The organism is Tardiphaga alba, from assembly GCF_018279705.1.
In the GTDB taxonomy this organism is placed as follows: domain Bacteria; phylum Pseudomonadota; class Alphaproteobacteria; order Rhizobiales; family Xanthobacteraceae; genus Tardiphaga; species Tardiphaga alba.
This window is the reverse complement of record NZ_CP036498.1, coordinates 271547-288674: the sequence shown is the minus strand read 5'-3', so window position 1 is coordinate 288674 and position 17128 is coordinate 271547. Positions and strand designations below refer to the sequence as shown.

The following is a 17128-nucleotide window of genomic DNA, read 5'->3' as shown; positions in this document are numbered from 1 at the left end:
GTTTGTGACGCCAGAGTATCAAGTTCAACAATGGCGATAGCGGGTTAAGGCGCCGGATACAACGGCGGCCGAAACGAGGAATTCGTCAGCAACGCCATTTATTTCGGCTTTCCGCCGGGGACCGGCAGGATCGAGGTCGGCCCGCCGCTTGGGCCCGAGCCCTGGCTGCCGCTTTGTCCCGATGACTGGAACAGGCCCTGAACACGCCCGCCTTCGACCCGGGATGTTCCGGTCGTCATATCGACCACCAGCCGATCGCCACGCAGCACATTCTTGCCTTGTGTCAGGACGACGCCGCCAAGCATGGTGATGAGATTGCTGCGGGTGTCGAAAACCGCGGATTCACCCGTCACGACCTGGTCTTTCTGGGTCACCACCACATTGCCGCGCGCTTCCAGGCGACGGATCGCCGATGATCCGCCCGGCCCGGGCTGCGCCGCCGGCATCTGCTTCTGCGCAGCTTTGGGTGCCGGCGCATTGCCAGCGGGCTCTTTGCCGGAACTGCCGCCATCGTAAAACACGGTGAGCGTTTTCGACTTCATGGTCGTATCGCCCTGCACGACTTTGACGTCGCCGGAGAACACAGCCTCTTTTTTCTTGTCGCGCACTTCGAGCGAGGCCGCGTCGATCTGGATCGGCTGGTCACGATTTTGCGAGAAGCCCTGCATGGCGTTGGGCACGCCCTGGACGGAGCTTTGCGCAAACGCGTGCCCGACGGCGAAGACGAACAGCGCCGACAGGCCAGCGCCGATCACCCGATGATTCAAAGAGCGGCTTTTCAGGATCATGATCACATTCATCTTGCGTGAGCGCGCTTGCCATCATTGGCGCGCGGCTTCACGGGATCCACAGGCGCGGGATCGGATTGAGGCTTCGTTTCAGCTGGCGCTGCGGCATCCGCTGCGGGCTGCTCCATCATCAGATTCATCGACACGCCGCCTTCGAAGCGCACCACTTCTCCATTGTCCGTAATGCGCATGCGCTGGCCCAGCAAAGTGCCATTGAGCAATTTGACATCGACCGGCGCATTCGATTCGACGACACCCTTGGCGATGTCGATCGTCGCCTGAGTCAGACGGGCCTCGTAGCCGGTCGTCGTTTGCAAGAAAATGTCCTTGGTCAAATCGAGCAGCTGCGTCTTGGAGTTGAACTTCCCGTTGCGCGCATCGAGGGTCAGCGTTGATTTATCTTCCATCATGACCTTGGCACGCAGCACCGCGAGATCGACATTGTCCGGATCGGTGAGATCCTGAGTCGCCGCCTTGGCCCATAGCTCATAAGGACGACCATCCGGGGAATAGCCGGCGAGATGCGGCGTTTCCATGGTGATCTTGGTCCCGGAGACGACGACATTCCCGATATCGATGGGCAGCTTGGTCAGAATCCGGAACGGGTTGAAGATCGAGACCCCGACGATTGCCGCCATGGACAGCAATACGATCGCCGGCACGGCAATCCTGAGCACGCGCACGAAGCGGCTATGGCGGGCCGCGGCCTTGAACCGCGCCTCCATCGTGTCGTCGTAGCTCTGGATCTGAAGTGAACTCACCACCGCTCCAACGGCCCGCACGCATGCGCGTCGCGTCCGATTTCAACACCCTATTCTAAGCCGAAAAGCGCGGATTTGTAGCCCTCCGCGACCCAGACTGAGGAGTTTGACCGAAACGCGGCGAACCGGCAGGCGAGACGCCCGCCGGTGTCAGAACGCCGCAGGGCGTCAGGAATGCGCGAAAATGTCCTCGTTCTCCCAGCCCGACAGGTCGAGCTTGGCCCGAGTCGGCAGGAACTCGAAACAGGCCTGCGCCAGTTCGGTCCGCCCTTCACGGGCCAGCATTACATTCAGCCGTTCCCGCAGGCCGTGGAGATGCAGCACGTCGGATGCGGCATAGGCCAGCTGGGCATCAGAGAGCGTTTCGCCACCCCAGTCGCTCGACTGCTGCTGTTTGGACAGATCGACGCCCAGGACTTCGCGCACCAGGTCCTTGAGCCCATGCCGGTCGGTATAGGTGCGGCACAGGCGCGAGGCGATCTTGGTGCAATAGACCGGCGACGGCATCACGCCGAGCGCATTGTAGAGCGCGGCCAGATCGAAACGCGCGAAATGAAAGATTTTGGCCACCTTGGGATCACCGAGCAGCTTCTTCAGGTTCGGCGCATCGGTATGGCCGAGCGGGATCTGCACCACATCGGCGCTACCATCGCCGGGTGACAGCTGCACCACGCAGAGACGATCGCGATGCGGGTTGAGCCCCATGGTCTCGGTGTCGATCGCTACCGATGAGGTGTAGCGGCTCAAATCCGGCAGGTCGCCGCGATGCAGGCGGATGGTCATGTGTCGTCAAATGCCTCTATCAGCGCCCTCGATTCGAGGGCTTTGGGCCACTTTACCGTGCATTGACCGGGCTGACGAGAGACACCCTTACTCTGGTATATTTCTCCGATCACCAAAAGCTGACAGACTGCCGGCGTATTCTTCCGTCGCTCCAGCGGACAGAGGTTGCAGATGAGCCCTGCACAACAACGACTGCCCCGTTTCGCCGTCCTGATCGACGCCGACAACACCTCGCCGCAAATCGCGGGCGGCCTGTTCGAGGAAATATCCAAATTCGGCGAAGCCAGCGTGCGCCGGATCTATGGCGACTTCTCGAGTTCGCAGCTTCGATCCTGGGCCGACATCCTGCAAAAGCACGCGATCGATCCCTACCAGCAATTCGCCTACACGAAAGGCAAGAACGCGTCGGATATCGCGCTCGTCATCGACGCGATGGACCTGCTGCATAGCGAGCGCTTCGACGGCTTCTGCCTGGTATCGTCCGACAGCGATTTTACCCGCCTCGCGTCGCGACTGCGCGAACAGGGCGCCGATGTCTACGGCTTCGGCACACGTAAGACGCCCGAGAGTTTCCGACAGGCCTGCCGACGCTTCATCTATACGGAAAACCTGATGCCCGAGCGTGCGGTGGCAGCGACCGAGCAGCCACCTGTCACTGCTGCGGCGAAAAATCCCGCCGGGGCAATCCCCATCCTGGAACGGGTGATCGCACAGCTCGGCAGCGAAGATGGATGGGTCAATCTGGACCGGCTGGGCGATCAACTGCCCAACTTCGCGTCCGACTTCGACGCACGGACCTATGGGTTCAGGAAGCTGAGCGATCTCGTCCGCAAGACCGAGACATTCGAGATCGAAAAGACTGAAGCAGGTCGCCTGCGGGTTCGTGTCAGACCCGCATCGGGACCGCCGAAGGCAGCAGCGCCTCCGGCAGAAGCAGCAGCGAAAAAGACACCGCGACCGAGAAGCACAACGCGGCGAAAAGCGAAACCCGCAGGCACGAAGGAGGAAGCCGCCACGAAGACGTGACGGCCTCCCCTCGGGACCGGTCTGTGAGCTCAGGCCGGATCGAAGTAGTGGATTTCCATCAATACGCAGCCGCCGACGGACTTGAATGGGCCGTGGAAGACGCCGGGCGGGCGGACCGCATAGGTGTTCGGCTGGAAGCTCTCACCGCCATTGCCCTGCTTGTCATTGCCGACGATCAGGTCGCCGGTGAACAGGAATACTTCTTCCCAGTATTCATGCACGAACGGCTCGGTGGTGTAGACGCCCGGATCGAAGCGCAGCAGGCGCGTGCGGCTGCCCTGCTTGTTGGGTTCGTCGAGCGCACCCGACAGGATCTTCTGCTGGATGCCCGCGGGATAGCCGGGCGGCGTTTCCCAACCCGACGACATATCGATGGTGCGGAATTCATCGTGAATCTTGTTGACGGCCATGATGGTTGTCCTGATTTCGCAGATTAAGCAACGGCGCGCGGTGAGACGACGGACTTGCCGCCGGTGGTGAGTTCGTCGGCGAGGTCATAGCTCGCCAGCATCTTGTCGAGCAGTGCGGCAGACTTCGCCCAATCATAGGTGCGGAATGCGTGGCCCTTGGTGACGAAGGTCGCACCCGCGAAGAACATCTCATATTGCGAGTGACGCGATGCGAATTCCGAACCGACCGCATCCCAGGCGAGCTTGTAGAACTTCACCTTGTCGATGGCGTTGGCGGCCGGCGACTGCTGGGTCTTGCCGATCAGCGCTGCCAATTCCGGATTCTCGAAATCCTTGACCGAGGACGGCAGCATGATCATGCCGCCGCCGGCCAGTTCGCGCAGCGTGTTGATCACCTTGGCGTAAAGCTGCTGGGTCAGAACCTGGGCGCCATAAAGCAGGCCGCGATCTGGCACGAAATATGGACCACGCTGGCTGCCCTTGGCTTCCATGCCGAGCACGAAGGCTTCGACCATCGACACTTCGGCAGCGAGCTGGCCAAGCATCTCCTTCACCTGCGGGAAGCCGATCACGCCATTGGTCTCAGCCGTGCGATGGGCGATGCCGATCAGGAAGCGCAGCTTCACCGACAGGCGGATCATCGCCTGGTAGTTCTGGTAGGAATGCGCCGGCGTCGCGTGGAACTGCTTCTGGCACATGGCGATGTCCTGATCGATGAACACGCGATCCCACGGCACCTTCACGTCGTCGAAATAGAGAACGGCGTCGTTTTCGTCGAAGCGGCTGGCGAGCGGATTGTCGAACACCGACGTCGCCGAGGCCTCGTAGGACTTGCGCGACAGGATCTTCAAACCCTTGGTGTTCATCGGAATGGCGAAGGACACCGCATATTTCTCGTCGCCGGGCTGCAGCGGCTGAATGCAGGTCACGAACACCTCATTCGCCATGATGCCGCCGGTGGCGAGCATCTTGGCGCCGCGGATCACCAGGCCATCTGCATCGCGCGACAGAACGCCGGCGGACAGATAGGGATCGGCCTGTTGCGCTGCACTCTTGGAGCGGTCGGCCTGCGGATTGATGATCACGTAAGTGAGATAGAGGTCATTGTCGCGGGCGTAGCGATAGTAGTCGGCCAGCGCCTTGGCGCGGTCCGCGTTATAGCCCTCGAACACGTCGAGCCCCATGAACATGCCGGCGATGCAGGATGCCACATGATCGGGTGCGCGGCCCATGAAGCCGGCATGCAGCTCAGTCCACGCTTCCAGGCCCTTGCGGCGCTTCACCAGCGCATCATAGCTGCCGGGCAGTTCCCAGATCCGGTTGGCACGGGTGCCCGTCTCCGTCTCGAAGGTCATCAGATCGCGGTTTTCCGGCGCGCTCTGGAAATCGAACATCTTTCCGATCGACGCCACCGCGCCGCGATAGGCGGGATGCGTCGTGACGTCGGCCACCAACTCGCCATCGAGATAAACCTCGCGGCCGTCGCGGAGGCTCGCAATATGCTGTTCGCCCGTCTTGATCATGTGTCCCTCGATTACTTCCTGAATTCAGTAATGCATCGGCAGCGGCCATTCCGGGCTGCGCTCGGCGCTGGCGAGGCTGCGATAGGCCCCGCGAAAGAAAACCAGTGGCTCATTGGCCAGATAAGTAGAAAATTTTACTACCCGGCCGACAAAGATGACGTGATCGCCCCCGTCGTAATGCGCGTAGGGGACGCATTCGAAATGCGCGAGTGCGCCGGAGATGAGCGGCGCGGCTTCATGGCCGAGCGTGTGTTCCACCGCCTCCCATTTGTCGCCCAGCGCCTTCGCGAACTTGTTCGACAAATGCTCCTGATCGCGGCCCAGGATATTCACCGCGTAGCCTCTGGCGTCGGTCATCGCCTGCAGGCTGAACGCCTTGCGATCGATGGAGAACAGAATCAACGGCGGATCGATCGACACCGAGTTGAAGGAACTCATGGTCAGGCCGATCGGTTGCCCGCCCGCACCCTCGGCGGTGATGACCGCAACGCCGGTGGCAAACTGTCCGAGCGCCTGGCGGAAGGCGCGGGGATCCACGTCCGCAGGTGAGCCCATATGCCGTTCTCCCGAACCAGCGATTAGCTTTGATACAAAGCTATATTATCGAGTGATGACACCCTGTCAAGCATGGCAGTCCTGCTATCAAAACGCGCAACTGAACTTGTTTGCTAGTAAGCCGACCGGTATACGACTCATAGGTGTGCGGGGACCTGATGGCGACAAAGAGCAAATCCAAGAAGATCCGGACCGAACTGACCATTTCGCGGCCACAATTGATGGTCGATGGGTCGGATCGCGCATTTCGACAGTTCCTGCACGATACATTGGCATTTTCCGCCCGGCTGCAAGCCGTGCGCGCGCAGCTCGGCGCGGTGATCGGACTATCCGGCACGCAATATACGGTGCTGATCGCCATTGCCCATCTTGTCGGCACCGATGAGAAGATCGGCGTCAATCAGGTCGCCGAACATCTCCACTTCAGCGGCGCCTTCATCACCATCGAGATCAACAAACTGGTCGCGAGTGGCCTGGTGGAGAAGGAAACCGACGAGGACGACCGCCGCCGCGTCATCCTCACCATCACGCCGAAAGCGCGCGGACTGCTTAATGAATTGGCACCCGTGCAGCGTCCGGTAAACGACATGCTGTTCCGGGCCATGTCGGCAGCGGACTTCGAGCGCAACCGCAAACTGATGTCGGACATGGTGGACGCCGCCGACGAAGCGATCCGGCTGCTGGACTACAATGCGCCGAAAGGGCCAGGGAAACCCGCCAAGTAGCTAATCGGGCGCGCGCAACCGATAGCCGATGCCGGTTTCGGTGAGCACGAATTGGGGGCGCTCGGGATCCAACTCGATCTTCTGGCGCAACTGGCGCACATAGACGCGCAGATACTGCGCGTCGGTCAGCTCGTCCCAGAGTTCCTTCAGCAGAAAGCGATGGGTCAGCACCTTCCCGGCATGCTGCACCAGCACACGCAGCAGGTCATATTCCTTCGGTGACAATTTCACCTCGCGCTCGCCGACCTTAACGATGCGGCGCACCAGATCGACCGATAATTCGCCGGTCCTGAACACCGGCCGCTCGCCATGCACCTGCAGCTGATGCCGCAATGCTGCACGAAGCCGGGCCAACAGCTCATCCATACCGAACGGCTTTGTCAGATAGTCATCGGCGCCGAGATCGAGCGCCTGCACCTTGCCGGCCTCGTCGCCCCGGCTCGACAACACCACGATCGGCACGCTGTCATTGCGGGCGCGGATCATCTGCAGGAGATCGTGGCCCTGGATATCCGGCAGGCCGAGATCGAGGATGATCAATGCCGGCTCCTCGGCCAGCTTCTCCAAAGCGAGCTTACCGTTGCTGGCTTCGATGATGTCGTAGCCCTGGGTGCTCAGCCCCATCCGCAGCAATTTGCGGATCGGCGGCTCGTCATCGATGACCAGAACCTTGATGGCGGAAGCATTCATGCGGCGGTGTCCAGAGCGTCGAGCGCGGGCGGTATCGGCAAGCGGATGGTGAGCATGGCGCCCGAACGATCGGCCCGATTGGCGGCAGTAATGGTACCCTGCATGGCCTCGACAAAACCACGCGAGATGGCGAGACCGAGCCCCGTGCCGGCGCGCACATGGTCGCCTTTGTTGGCGCGATAAAACTTGTCGAAGACCTGTTCGAGATCGGCAGCGGGGATGCCGGCGCCTTCATCCATGACCTGCAGTATCACGGCGTCATCCTGACGCGCGGCCCGGATCGTGATCACCGTATCCGGCGGCGCATATTTGGCGGCGTTGTCGAGCAGATTGAACAGCACCTGCTCGAACAGCACGGCATCGAGCTTGAGCATCGGCAAGTTCGGCGCGAGATCGAGTTCGACGCGATGCTGACCGATTATCTTACCGGCCCGGCGCAACGCGCTGCCGACGATCTCGCCGGGATCGAGCAGCACGGCATTCGGCGTCACGGCGCCGGATTCGAGTTTTGTCATATCGAGCAGATTGGCGATGAAGCGGTTGAGGCGCTCGGATTCGTCGATCACCGTGGCGAGCAGGTCGGCGCGTTCGGCCTCGCCGAGCTTTGGCGAGAGATCGCGCAGGGTCGAGGCAGCGCCGAGCACCGCAGCCAGCGGCGTCTTCAGGTCATGAGAGATCGAGGTGAGCAGCGCCGCGCGCAGGCGATCGGATTCGATGTTGCGCTGGGCGCGGTCCATGTCCTCGACCAGTTGCACACGCTCGATCGCCAGCGCGCTCTGATCCACCAGCGCATCCAGCAGGCGGCGCTGATCTGGCGTCAGCAGCGGCCCGGTGCGATCGTCATCGATCCCAATCACGCCGATCGATCCACGCCCGGTACGCATCGGCAGGAACAAGCGTTTGGCGCCCGGCAATGTATCGGAACCGCGGCCGGCCGGGCGATCATTGCTCCAGGCCCAGTTGGCGGCGGCGAGATCCGCGGGGTCGAGCTGGTCTTCCGGCGGATAGCCGGCCTTCACGGTGATCACACCAGCATCTGGAAGCAACAACACGACGCGCACGCGCAACATCAGCGCGATCTGATAGGCCGAGGCCCAGAGCACATCATCCAGCGTCGCCGTGCCGGCCAACTTGCGGCTGAAAGCGTAGAGGGATTCGGTGGTGCGGACGCGGCCGAAGGCCGACACCGCCTGGCTGCGCACGCGCGCCGCGAGATTCGACACCAGCACGGCCACCAGCATGAAGAAGAAGAAGGCCGCGACATTGGTGGGATCTGTGATGGTGAATGTATAGACCGGCGGCAGAAAGAAGAAATTATAGGCCAACGAACCGATCAGGCTTGCGAGCAACGACGGCCCGAGCCCGAAGCGCACGGCAATGCCGACCACCGCCGTCATGAAGATGAGATCGACATTCTCCACGCCGAAGACGGGATACAGCAGCATGCCGAGGCCGAGGGCGGCGGCAATGATCGCCAGCGAGAATGCATAGGGTTTGGGATCGAACGGCTCCGCGCGGTCCGCCATCTGCGTGCGTTTCGCGGCAGGCTCAGCTGGCAGCGCCTCCCCGGCAATCACATGCACGCTGATATGGCCGGCGAGCCGAACCAGATCATGCACCACCGAACCGCGCAACAGCTCGAACCACCATGACCGCGACGCCTTGCCAATCACGATCTGGGTGACATTGTTGGCGCGGGCATAGTTCAACACGTCATCCGCGATGCGCCGGGCCGCGGCGGGGATGGTCAGGACCTCCGCACCGAGCGCCTCGGCAAGCCGCAGCGTATCGGCCAGCCGGTCGCGCTGCTCTTCGGAGAATTGCAGGCTGCGCCGGGTCTCGATACTCACCGCCGTCCATGGCGCATGCAGGCGATCGGCAAGACGCTTGGTGTAGCGCACGAGCCCGGCCGAGCGCGGGTCCTCGCTGATACAGACGAGAATACGCTCCCCCGCTGCCCACGGGCCGGCGATCGCATTGGCCTGCATATGTGTGAGCAGTTGCTCATCGACCCGATCCGCTGTTCGACGCAAGGCGAGTTCGCGCAGCGCCGTGAGATTGCCCGGCGAGAAATAATGCTCAAGCGCCCGCTCGGCCTGTTTCGGGACGTAAATCTTGCCTTCCTTCAGGCGCTGGATCAGATCGTCCGGCGTGAGATCGATCAGCTCGATGGCATCGGCGCGATCGAACACCGTATCCGGCACGGTCTCGCGCACCCGCACATGGGTGATCTGCGCGACCACGTCGTTGAGGCTCTCGATGTGCTGGATATTGACGGCGGTATAAACGTCGATACCCGCCGCGAGCAGTTCGGCGACATCGAGATGGCGTTTCGGATGCCGCGAACCCGGTGCATTGGTATGCGCGAGTTCATCGACCAGCACGAGTTTTGGACGACGCGCCAGGATCGCATCGAGATCCATCTCGTCGAGGGTCTGGCCCTTATGGGCGATCATCCGCCGCGGAATGACGTCGAGGCCCACCAGCAGCGCCTCGGTCTCGGCGCGGCCATGGGTCTCGACCACGCCGACCACCACATCGATGCCCGCCTTCTTCTTGGCATGGGCGCTCTGCAACATCTCAAACGTCTTGCCGACGCCGGGGGCGGCGCCGACAAAGATTTTCAGCCGCCCGGCCACACCCTCCTCGCGCCTTGCCGTCTCCAGCAAGGCTTCCGGCGAAGGGCGTTGGTCGGGGTCGCGTGCCATCGGGCGATATATAGTCTCCGTAACGGGACCGGCCTAGACGCTTACTTGCTGCCTGCCGCATCCAGCGCCAGATTCAGCGCGAGGACGTTAACGCGCGGTTCGCCCAAGACACCGAGCAGCCGGCCTTCAGTCTTCTCATTCACCAGTGCCTTCACGCGATCCTCTGACAGCCCACGCGCCTTGGCAATCCGCGGCACCTGGAACAGCGCGCCTTCCGGCGAGATGTTCGGATCAAGGCCGCTGCCCGACGTCGTGACGAGATCCACCGGGACCGGCATCGACGCATTCTCCGCTTTCAGTCTCTCGACATCCTCTTTGATGCGATCGCTCAACGCCTTGCTGGTCGGGCCGAGATTGGAGCCCATGGAATTCGCAGCGTTATAGGGCTGCGGCACGGTCTTGGTTGCATCCTGCGGATCGGCGCCCGTGGTCGCCGAGGGCCGGCCATGGAAATAGGTGTCACCCTTGAACTCCTGGCCGATCAGCGATGAGCCGATCACCTTGCCATCCCGTTCGATCAGGCTGCCTTCCGCCTGTGCGGGGAAAAGGACACCGGCGATACCGGTCATCGCGAGCGGGTAAGCGAGGCCCGTGATGGCGGTGAGCAGCACCAGCACGGTGATAGCCGGGCGAATTTCTTTCAACATGATGACACTCCAATGTTTATGTTCGTCATTGCGAGCGCAGCGAAGCAATCCAGTTCTTTCTTCACGTGGCTTTCTGGATTGCTTCGTCGCTACGCTCCTCGCAATGACGGCTGAGAGTTTCAGACCAGACCGAGCGCGGAAACCGCGAGGTCGATTGCCTTGATGCCGATGAACGGAACGATGAGGCCGCCGACGCCATAGATCAGCAGGTTGCGGCCGAGCAGCGCACCGGCGCCGATGGGCTTGTAGGACACGCCGCGCAAAGCCAGCGGGATCAGTGCGATGATGATGATCGCATTGAAGATGATGGCCGACAGGATGGCGCTCTGCGGGCTGGCAAGGCCCATGATGTTGAGCGCGCCGAGCTGCGGATAGAAGGCGATGAACAGCGCTGGGATGATGGCGAAATACTTGGCCACGTCGTTCGCAATCGAGAAAGTGGTCAGCGCACCGCGCGTCATCAGCAGCTGCTTGCCGATCTCCACCACCTCGATCAGTTTTGTCGGATTGCTGTCGAGATCCACCATGTTGCCAGCCTCGCGCGCTGCCTGGGTGCCGGTATTCATGGCAACGCCCACATCCGCTTGCGCCAGCGCCGGCGCATCATTGGTGCCGTCGCCGCACATGGCCACCAGTTTTCCTTTGGCCTGCTCGTCGCGGATCAGCTTGAGTTTATCTTCCGGTGTCGCCTGCGCCAGGAAATCATCGACGCCGGCTTCCGCCGCAATCGCCGCAGCCGTCATCGGATTATCGCCGGTGATCATGATGGTGCGGATGCCCATCTGGCGCAGCTCGGCAAAGCGTTCGCGGATGCCGCCCTTGACGATATCCTTGAGGTGGATGACGCCCAAGAGCTTGCCATTGCGCGCCACCGCAAGCGGCGTGCCGCCAGCCTTGGCGATCTCGTCGGCGATCGCCTGCAATTCGCGCGCGCCCTCGAACAGGCTAACCGGCGCCGTCGCACGCACCGTATTGCCCGAGACCACCTGCCCGCTGCTGCCGCCATAATAAGCGAGGATCGAATCCACCGCGCCCTTGCGCACCGAGATATCCGCCGCATCGATGCCGCTCATGCGCGTTTGCGCGGTGAACGGCACGAAGGTTGCGCCAAGCTCGGCCATGTCGCGGCCGCGAATGCCGTATTTCTCCTTCGCCAGCACGACGATGGATCGCCCTTCCGGCGTTTCATCCGCAAGCGAGGCAAGCTGCGCCGCATCGGCCAGTTCCTGTTCGGTGACGCCACGCAGCGGACGAAATGCCGTCGCCTGGCGGTTGCCGAGCGTGATGGTGCCGGTTTTGTCGAGCAGAAGCGTATCGACATCGCCGGCGGCTTCCACCGCGCGGCCAGACATCGCCAGCACATTGAAGCGCACCAGACGATCCATGCCGGCAATACCGATGGCCGAGAGCAGCGCGCCGATGGTGGTGGGGATCAGCGTGACGAACAGCGCCACCAGCACCACGACAGAAATCGTGCCGCCTGCATAGGCGGCATAGCTCGGGATCGTCACCGTCGCGAACACGAAGATGATGGTGAGGCCGAGCAGCAGGATGTTGAGCGCGATCTCGTTCGGCGTCTTGGCGCGCTCGGCGCCTTCGACGAGCTTGATCATGCGATCGATGAAGGTCGAGCCCTGCGCCGCTGTGATGCGGACACGGATCCAGTCCGACAGCACCTGCGTGCCGCCGGTGACCGCCGAGCGATCGCCACCGGATTCCCGGATCACCGGCGCCGATTCGCCGGTGATAGCGGCTTCGTTCACCGAGGCAACGCCCTCGATCACCTCGCCATCCGACGGAATGAGATCACCGGCCTCGACCAGCACGATATCGCCGACCTTCAGCGTGGTGCCCGCCACCATGCGATAGCTGCGATCGGCCGCATCGCTGCTGGTGAGCAGCTTGGCCTGGCTTTCGGTCCGCGTCTTCTTCAGCGTTTCGGCCTGCGCCTTGCCGCGGCCTTCGGCGACAGCTTCGGCGAAATTGGCGAACAGCACCGTGAACCAGAGCCACATGATGATCTGGAAGGTGAAGGACAGGTCTTCGCCACCGGTCATGACATTCTTGATGAAGATCACCGTGGTAAGCGCGGCCACGATCTCGACCACGAACATCACGGGGTTCTTCACCATCACTCGCGGATCGAGCTTTGTGAAAGACGCCGAGATCGCCGGCAACACGATCCTGGGATCGAGCAGAGCCGATGTCGGCGCGCGCTTTTGCAGTTTGAGGGTTTCCATGGGGATTGCTCCGATCAGAACAGGTTGCCGGACAGCATCGCGAGATGCTCGACGATCGGCCCCAGCGCGAGTGCGGGGAAGAAGGTCAGGCCGCCAATGATGAGGATGACGCCGATGACGAGGCCGATGAACAGGCCGCCAGTGGTGGGCAATGTGCCGGCCGACGCCGCGATCGATTTCTTCGATGCGAGCGAGCCCGCCATCGCCATGGCCGGCACGATCATGAAGAAGCGGCCGACCAGCATCGAGCAGGCCAGCGTCAGATTGTAGAAGAACGTATTGCCGGTGAGGCCGCCGAATGCCGAGCCGTTATTGCCGGTGGCCGACGTGAAGGCATAGAGCACTTCGGTAAAGCCATGCGGGCCGCTATTCGCCATCGACGCCACCGCCGAGGGCAGCACCACGGCAACAGCCGTCCAGCCGAGATACATCAGCGGCAGGACGAGAATGGCGAGCATCGCCATCTTCACTTCGCGCGCCTCGATCTTCTTGCCGACATATTCCGGCGTGCGACCGACCATCAGGCCGGCGACAAAGATCGCCAGCACGACGAACAGCAGCATACCGTAGAGGCCGGCGCCGACGCCACCGATGATCAATTCGCCAAGCTGCATATTGATCAGCGGGATCATGCCGCCGATCGCGGTGAACGAGTCATGCATCGCATTGACCGCGCCGCAGGAAGCTGCAGTGGTGACGACGGCGAATAGCGCCGAGGCGACGATGCCGAAGCGCGTCTCCTTGCCTTCCATATTGCCGCCGGTGAGGCCGAGCGCCTGCAGCGTATGGGTGCCGGACGCTTCTGCCCAATAAGTGATGGCGACACCGGTGATGAACAGCACGCCCATCACGGCGAGGATCGCCCAACCCTGTTTGGGATTGCCGACCATGCGGCCGAACACATTCGTCATCGCCGCACCGATCACGAAGATCGCCAGCATCTGGATGAAATTCGACTGCGCCGTGGGATTCTCGAACGGATGCGCGGCATTGGCATTGAAGAAGCCGCCGCCATTGGTGCCGAGCATTTTGATCGCCACCTGCGAGGCCACTGGACCGACGGCGATGGTCTGCTTGGCGCCTTCCAGCGTGGTCGCATCCACATAGGCGCCGAGCGTCTGCGGCATACCCTGCGAGATCAGGAACAGCGTGATGACCACGCAGATCGGCAGCAGCACGTAGAGCGTCGCGCGGGTGAGATCGACCCAGAAATTGCCGACGGTGCGCATCGACGAGCGGGCAAAACCGCGGATCAGCGCCACGGCGATCGCGATGCCCGTCGCGGCCGACACAAAATTCTGCACCGTGAGGCCGAGCATCTGGGTCAGATAGGACATGGTGCTTTCGCCACCGTAGTTCTGCCAGTTGGTATTTGTGACGAAACTGACGACGGTGTTGAAAGCGAGATCCGGCGCGACGGCCGACTGGCCTTGCGGATTGAACGGCAGCACATCCTGCAGCCGCAGCAGCGCATAGAGCAGCGCGAAGCCAGCGACATGGAACAGCACCATGCCTACCGTATAAGTAAGCCAATGCTGCTCGCGCTTTTCATCCACGCCTGAGAGCCAGTAGATGCCGGCCTCGACCGGCCGCAGCACCGGCGACAGCAGCGTCCGCTCGCCATTGAAGACGCGCGTCATGTAGCCGCCGAGCGGCTTCGTTAGCGCCAGGATCATCGCGCAGAACAGCGCGATCTGTACCCATCCGATGAGTGTCATTGTGTTGGACCTTGTGGCGCGCGATCAGAACCGCTCGGGGCGGAGCAGCGCATAAGTGAGATAGACGAGGAGAAGCGCCGAAACGGTGCCGGCGAGCACATAGTCAAAGACCATGATCCATCTCCTCACAGCCGCTCGCAGGCATAGGCGTAGCCCAGCGTGAGAAGGAAGAAGCCGAGCCCGAGGCCCAGCATGAGTATGTCCAGCATGGAAAGCTCCTGATGCACTGGCACAGGACGCGCATTGCGTCCAATGCTGGCTCAGGTGCCATTCCGGCCGTAGGTTTTCGAGATGAGGGGAACTGCGAGTTTATAGGAATCCTATAAAGACGCGGGGATGCTGGAGCAGCTCGCGCTTATGGCGCAGCTATATCTTCGCGCTTGCGGTCGTCTCGTTTTCAAATGACTGGCTGAGCAAATATCACTGTGCGATCGCCCGACGATCGCGCTGCTCATGGAGTTGCGCCATGCCGCGTTTCTCATTTCTTCCAAATGCCGTTTCGCATGCGACATCGGATGTCGACGTCGCAAGTTTCACCGCCATCTGCCTCGCATCCTGCAAGCGCCTGCCGGCGATGCGGCGCACGGCGGAGGCAAAGCGTCTTGATCGTCTCGTTGAATCCGGAGCCTGGACCGATGCCGCGCTCGCGTTGATCGCCATCGAACTGCCGGACTGGCAGCTCCGCCGCCTCACCTTCGACGACGGCGAATGGCACTGCGCCCTCTCCACCGAGCGCAACATGCCGGACTGGCTCGACGATGCCGTCGAGACCCATCATGCCGATATGGCGACCGCGATCCTCGACGCATTTCGCAGCGCCGTCGCACGCAACGGCAGATCGCATCTCACCGCCGTGCCGGCTTCCAACACGCCGCGCTCCGATTTCATGCCGATGATGTGCGAGAACTACTGCTAAGAACTGCAATTTCGGCTAAGTTCGGCGCTTATTCGTGCCAGCAGAGCCGGGGTAAAATGTGAATGTGAGGAAACCGGCTTTTGTCGCCGTGGACTGGGGCACCAGCAGCTTTCGCGGCTGGTTGATGACCGCCGATGGCAGCGTTCTCGCGGAGACGCGCGGCCCTGAGGGCATGCTGCATTGTGCCAACACCGGCTTTGCCCCGGTCCTCGCCGATCATCTTGCAAAACTTGGCGCAGCACAGGACTTGCCCGTGCTGATCTGCGGCATGGCCGGCGCGAAACAAGGCTGGATCGAAGCACCTTATCTCCGCACACCAACACGGCTCGACGCGCTGCATGACGGCGCGCAGCGTGTCGCTACACCGGGCGATGTGCGCATCCTGCCCGGCATCGCCCAGGCCGATGCTAGCGCGCCCGATGTGATGCGCGGCGAGGAAACGCAACTTCTCGGCGTCACCGAATCCGGTTTCACCGGCCTCGTCTGCATTCCCGGCACCCACAGCAAATGGATTCGCATCGAGAGCGGCAGCTTGGTGTCGTTCACGACGTATATGACCGGCGAATTGTTTTCGGTCATCGCCCAGCACAGCATCTTGAAACACGCGATCGATCCTGATGCAGGATCGCCTGCAGCGAATGATGCATTCCGCGACGGCCTCCAACGCGCGTTGAATGCGCCGGCCGCATTGCCCGCCTCGCTGTTCAGCCTGCGGGCGGCGCAGCTGCTCGGTTTCGAGAAACAAGCGGATGGCACGGCGCGATTATCGGGCCTGTTGATCGGCACCGAGATCGCCGATGCGGCGTCGCGCTATGGCAAACATCCGGTGCGCCTGATCGGCGCTGGTGCGCTGAAGGATCTCTACGCTGCGGCGCTTGCTGCCGCTGGCGTCGAAATCACCATCGTCGATGCCGAACGCGCGTCGCAACAGGGCCTCACCAAGGCGGCCATCCATTTGTGGGGAGCAAAGTTCACATGACCCAGCCCATGCGATGGCCGAACGTCAAACGCCCGCTCGTTGCCATCCTGCGCGGCGTGAAACCTGATGAGGTGGAGGGCATCGTCGAGACCTTGATCGATACCGGCTTCGAGATGATCGAAGTGCCGCTGAACTCCCCGACCCGTTCGACTCCATCGCCCGCATCTGCAAGCGATTCGGCCGCGACACGCTCATTGGCGCCGGCACCGTCCTCACCGCCGACGATTGCGCCCGCGTCGCCGATGTCGGCGGCCGGCTGATGGTGAGCCCGAATGTGGATGTCGATGTGCTGGCGATGGCGGCGAAGCGCGGCATGGTCACGATGCCCGGCGTGTTCTCGCCCACCGAAACCTTTCTCGCGCTTCGCCATGGCGCCTCCGCGCTGAAGTTCTTCCCGGCCTCGATCCTCGGCCCCTCCGGCATCGCCGCCATTCGTGCGGTTTTGCCCCGGGATGCCGTCATCGGCGCGGTTGGTGGCGTGTCCGACAAGAATTTCGGCGATTACATCACCGCCGGCATCCAGGCCTTCGGCCTCGGCAGCAGCCTCTACAAGCCGGGCATGAGCGCCGCCGAGGTCAGGGCGACCGCACAGACCTCGATTGCCGCTTATGACGAAGCCATCTCCCGCGCGCGCGCCATCGGCTGACGGTCAGCTCCCG

Annotated in this window: 16 protein-coding genes and 1 pseudogene; 5 read left to right on the top strand and 12 right to left on the bottom strand. The window is 62.2% G+C overall.

Translation table 11 applies throughout. The features are described from left to right. Positions 1-98: 98 nt before the first annotated feature. From RPMA_RS01405 to RPMA_RS01395, 3 genes are all read right to left on the bottom strand, one after another. Positions 99-788 carry an LptA/OstA family protein gene (locus tag RPMA_RS01405; RefSeq protein ID WP_211911157.1) on the bottom strand — a complete coding sequence of 230 codons (690 nt, stop codon included), beginning with the start codon at positions 786-788 and terminating at the stop codon, positions 99-101. Positions 789-796: 8 nt separating this feature from the next. Beyond that, positions 797-1549, bottom strand: coding sequence for an LPS export ABC transporter periplasmic protein LptC (lptC, locus tag RPMA_RS01400; RefSeq protein WP_408056499.1), 753 nt, complete (start codon positions 1547-1549; stop codon positions 797-799). Positions 1550-1717: 168 nt separating this feature from the next. Continuing rightward, complete coding sequence (locus RPMA_RS01395) at positions 1718-2332, bottom strand: ribonuclease D (RefSeq protein ID WP_211911156.1); 615 nt, start codon at positions 2330-2332, stop codon at positions 1718-1720. 171 nt (positions 2333-2503) lie between these two features. On the opposite strand from RPMA_RS01395, the gene RPMA_RS01390 reads away from it, so the two are divergent. Further along, positions 2504-3358, top strand: a complete 855-nt coding sequence (locus RPMA_RS01390; protein WP_211911155.1) for an NYN domain-containing protein — start codon at positions 2504-2506, stop codon at positions 3356-3358. 29 nt (positions 3359-3387) lie between these two features. On the opposite strand, the gene RPMA_RS01385 is transcribed toward RPMA_RS01390, so the two are convergent. From RPMA_RS01385 to RPMA_RS01375, 3 genes are read right to left on the bottom strand one after another with little or no spacing between them, the layout of a single operon-like run. Continuing rightward, positions 3388-3768, bottom strand: a complete 381-nt coding sequence (locus tag RPMA_RS01385) for a cupin (protein ID WP_211911154.1) — start codon at positions 3766-3768, stop codon at positions 3388-3390. 23 nt (positions 3769-3791) lie between these two features. Beyond that, positions 3792-5291, bottom strand: a complete 1500-nt coding sequence (locus tag RPMA_RS01380; RefSeq protein WP_211911153.1) for a 4-hydroxyphenylacetate 3-hydroxylase family protein — start codon at positions 5289-5291, stop codon at positions 3792-3794. A 24-nt stretch (positions 5292-5315) separates the two neighbouring features. After that, positions 5316-5846, bottom strand: a complete 531-nt coding sequence (locus tag RPMA_RS01375; protein WP_249225509.1) for a flavin reductase family protein — start codon at positions 5844-5846, stop codon at positions 5316-5318. A gap of 158 nt (positions 5847-6004) precedes the next feature. Here RPMA_RS01375 and RPMA_RS01370 point away from each other — a divergent pair, with 158 nt between their 5' ends. Next, on the top strand, positions 6005-6571 hold the full coding sequence (locus RPMA_RS01370; protein ID WP_211911152.1) for a MarR family winged helix-turn-helix transcriptional regulator: 567 nt from the start codon (positions 6005-6007) through the stop codon (positions 6569-6571). Here the strand turns inward: RPMA_RS01370 and RPMA_RS01365 are convergent, their stop codons facing one another. The 6 genes from RPMA_RS01365 to RPMA_RS01340 form a co-directional block, all read right to left on the bottom strand. Continuing rightward, on the bottom strand, positions 6572-7261 hold the full coding sequence (locus tag RPMA_RS01365; RefSeq protein ID WP_211911151.1) for a response regulator: 690 nt from the start codon (positions 7259-7261) through the stop codon (positions 6572-6574). Next, the gene (locus tag RPMA_RS01360) at positions 7258-9969 is read right to left on the bottom strand and encodes a sensor histidine kinase (RefSeq protein WP_211911150.1); all 2712 of its coding nucleotides are present in this window, start codon (positions 9967-9969) and stop codon (positions 7258-7260) included. Before RPMA_RS01360 ends, RPMA_RS01365 begins: the two co-directional genes overlap by 4 nt. Positions 9970-10010: 41 nt before the next feature. Continuing rightward, complete coding sequence (locus tag RPMA_RS01355) at positions 10011-10616, bottom strand: K(+)-transporting ATPase subunit C (RefSeq protein ID WP_211911149.1); 606 nt, start codon at positions 10614-10616, stop codon at positions 10011-10013. A gap of 119 nt (positions 10617-10735) precedes the next feature. Next, positions 10736-12856: a potassium-transporting ATPase subunit KdpB gene (gene kdpB, locus RPMA_RS01350; protein ID WP_211911148.1), complete on the bottom strand. Its 2121-nt coding sequence runs from the start codon at positions 12854-12856 to the stop codon at positions 10736-10738. Between the two features lie 14 nt (positions 12857-12870). Then, positions 12871-14574, bottom strand: a complete 1704-nt coding sequence (kdpA, locus tag RPMA_RS01345; protein WP_211911147.1) for a potassium-transporting ATPase subunit KdpA — start codon at positions 14572-14574, stop codon at positions 12871-12873. 24 nt (positions 14575-14598) lie between these two features. Next, positions 14599-14688 carry a K(+)-transporting ATPase subunit F gene (locus RPMA_RS01340; RefSeq protein ID WP_211911146.1) on the bottom strand — a complete coding sequence of 30 codons (90 nt, stop codon included), beginning with the start codon at positions 14686-14688 and terminating at the stop codon, positions 14599-14601. Between the two features lie 352 nt (positions 14689-15040). Here RPMA_RS01340 and RPMA_RS01335 point away from each other — a divergent pair, with 352 nt between their 5' ends. From RPMA_RS01335 to RPMA_RS01325, 3 genes and pseudogenes are all read left to right on the top strand, one after another. Beyond that, positions 15041-15490 (top strand): hypothetical protein, encoded by a 450-nt coding sequence (locus RPMA_RS01335; protein ID WP_211911145.1) that lies wholly within the window; start codon positions 15041-15043, stop codon positions 15488-15490. Positions 15491-15614: 124 nt separating this feature from the next. Next, entirely contained in the window at positions 15615-16469 is an 855-nt protein-coding gene (locus tag RPMA_RS01330; protein ID WP_408056577.1) for a 2-dehydro-3-deoxygalactonokinase, read from the top strand. Then, a pseudogene (locus tag RPMA_RS01325) lies at positions 16466-17115 on the top strand (2-dehydro-3-deoxy-6-phosphogalactonate aldolase). Before RPMA_RS01330 ends, RPMA_RS01325 begins: the two are co-directional and overlap by 4 nt. Positions 17116-17128: the final 13 nt, after the last annotated feature.

Bases quoted from the DNA above. Each gene is read 5' to 3' on its own strand.
- kdpB (WP_211911148.1), bottom strand. From the start codon at position 12,856: ATGGAAACCCTCAAACTGCAAAAGCGCGCGCCGACATCGGCTCTGCTC.
- RPMA_RS01405 (WP_211911157.1), bottom strand. From the start codon at position 788: ATGATCCTGAAAAGCCGCTCTTTGAATCATCGGGTGATCGGCGCTGGC.
- RPMA_RS01335 (WP_211911145.1), top strand. From the start codon at position 15,041: ATGCCGCGTTTCTCATTTCTTCCAAATGCCGTTTCGCATGCGACATCG.
- RPMA_RS01385 (WP_211911154.1), bottom strand. From the start codon at position 3,768: ATGGCCGTCAACAAGATTCACGATGAATTCCGCACCATCGATATGTCG.
- RPMA_RS01390 (WP_211911155.1), top strand. From the start codon at position 2,504: ATGAGCCCTGCACAACAACGACTGCCCCGTTTCGCCGTCCTGATCGAC.
- RPMA_RS01375 (WP_249225509.1), bottom strand. From the start codon at position 5,846: ATGGGCTCACCTGCGGACGTGGATCCCCGCGCCTTCCGCCAGGCGCTC.
- RPMA_RS01380 (WP_211911153.1), bottom strand. From the start codon at position 5,291: ATGATCAAGACGGGCGAACAGCATATTGCGAGCCTCCGCGACGGCCGC.
- RPMA_RS01340 (WP_211911146.1), bottom strand. From the start codon at position 14,688: ATGGTCTTTGACTATGTGCTCGCCGGCACCGTTTCGGCGCTTCTCCTC.
- RPMA_RS01355 (WP_211911149.1), bottom strand. From the start codon at position 10,616: ATGTTGAAAGAAATTCGCCCGGCTATCACCGTGCTGGTGCTGCTCACC.
- kdpA (WP_211911147.1), bottom strand. From the start codon at position 14,574: ATGACACTCATCGGATGGGTACAGATCGCGCTGTTCTGCGCGATGATC.
- RPMA_RS01330 (WP_408056577.1), top strand. From the start codon at position 15,615: ATGACCGCCGATGGCAGCGTTCTCGCGGAGACGCGCGGCCCTGAGGGC.
- RPMA_RS01360 (WP_211911150.1), bottom strand. From the start codon at position 9,969: ATGGCACGCGACCCCGACCAACGCCCTTCGCCGGAAGCCTTGCTGGAG.
- RPMA_RS01365 (WP_211911151.1), bottom strand. From the start codon at position 7,261: ATGAATGCTTCCGCCATCAAGGTTCTGGTCATCGATGACGAGCCGCCG.
- RPMA_RS01395 (WP_211911156.1), bottom strand. From the start codon at position 2,332: ATGACCATCCGCCTGCATCGCGGCGACCTGCCGGATTTGAGCCGCTAC.
- RPMA_RS01370 (WP_211911152.1), top strand. From the start codon at position 6,005: ATGGCGACAAAGAGCAAATCCAAGAAGATCCGGACCGAACTGACCATT.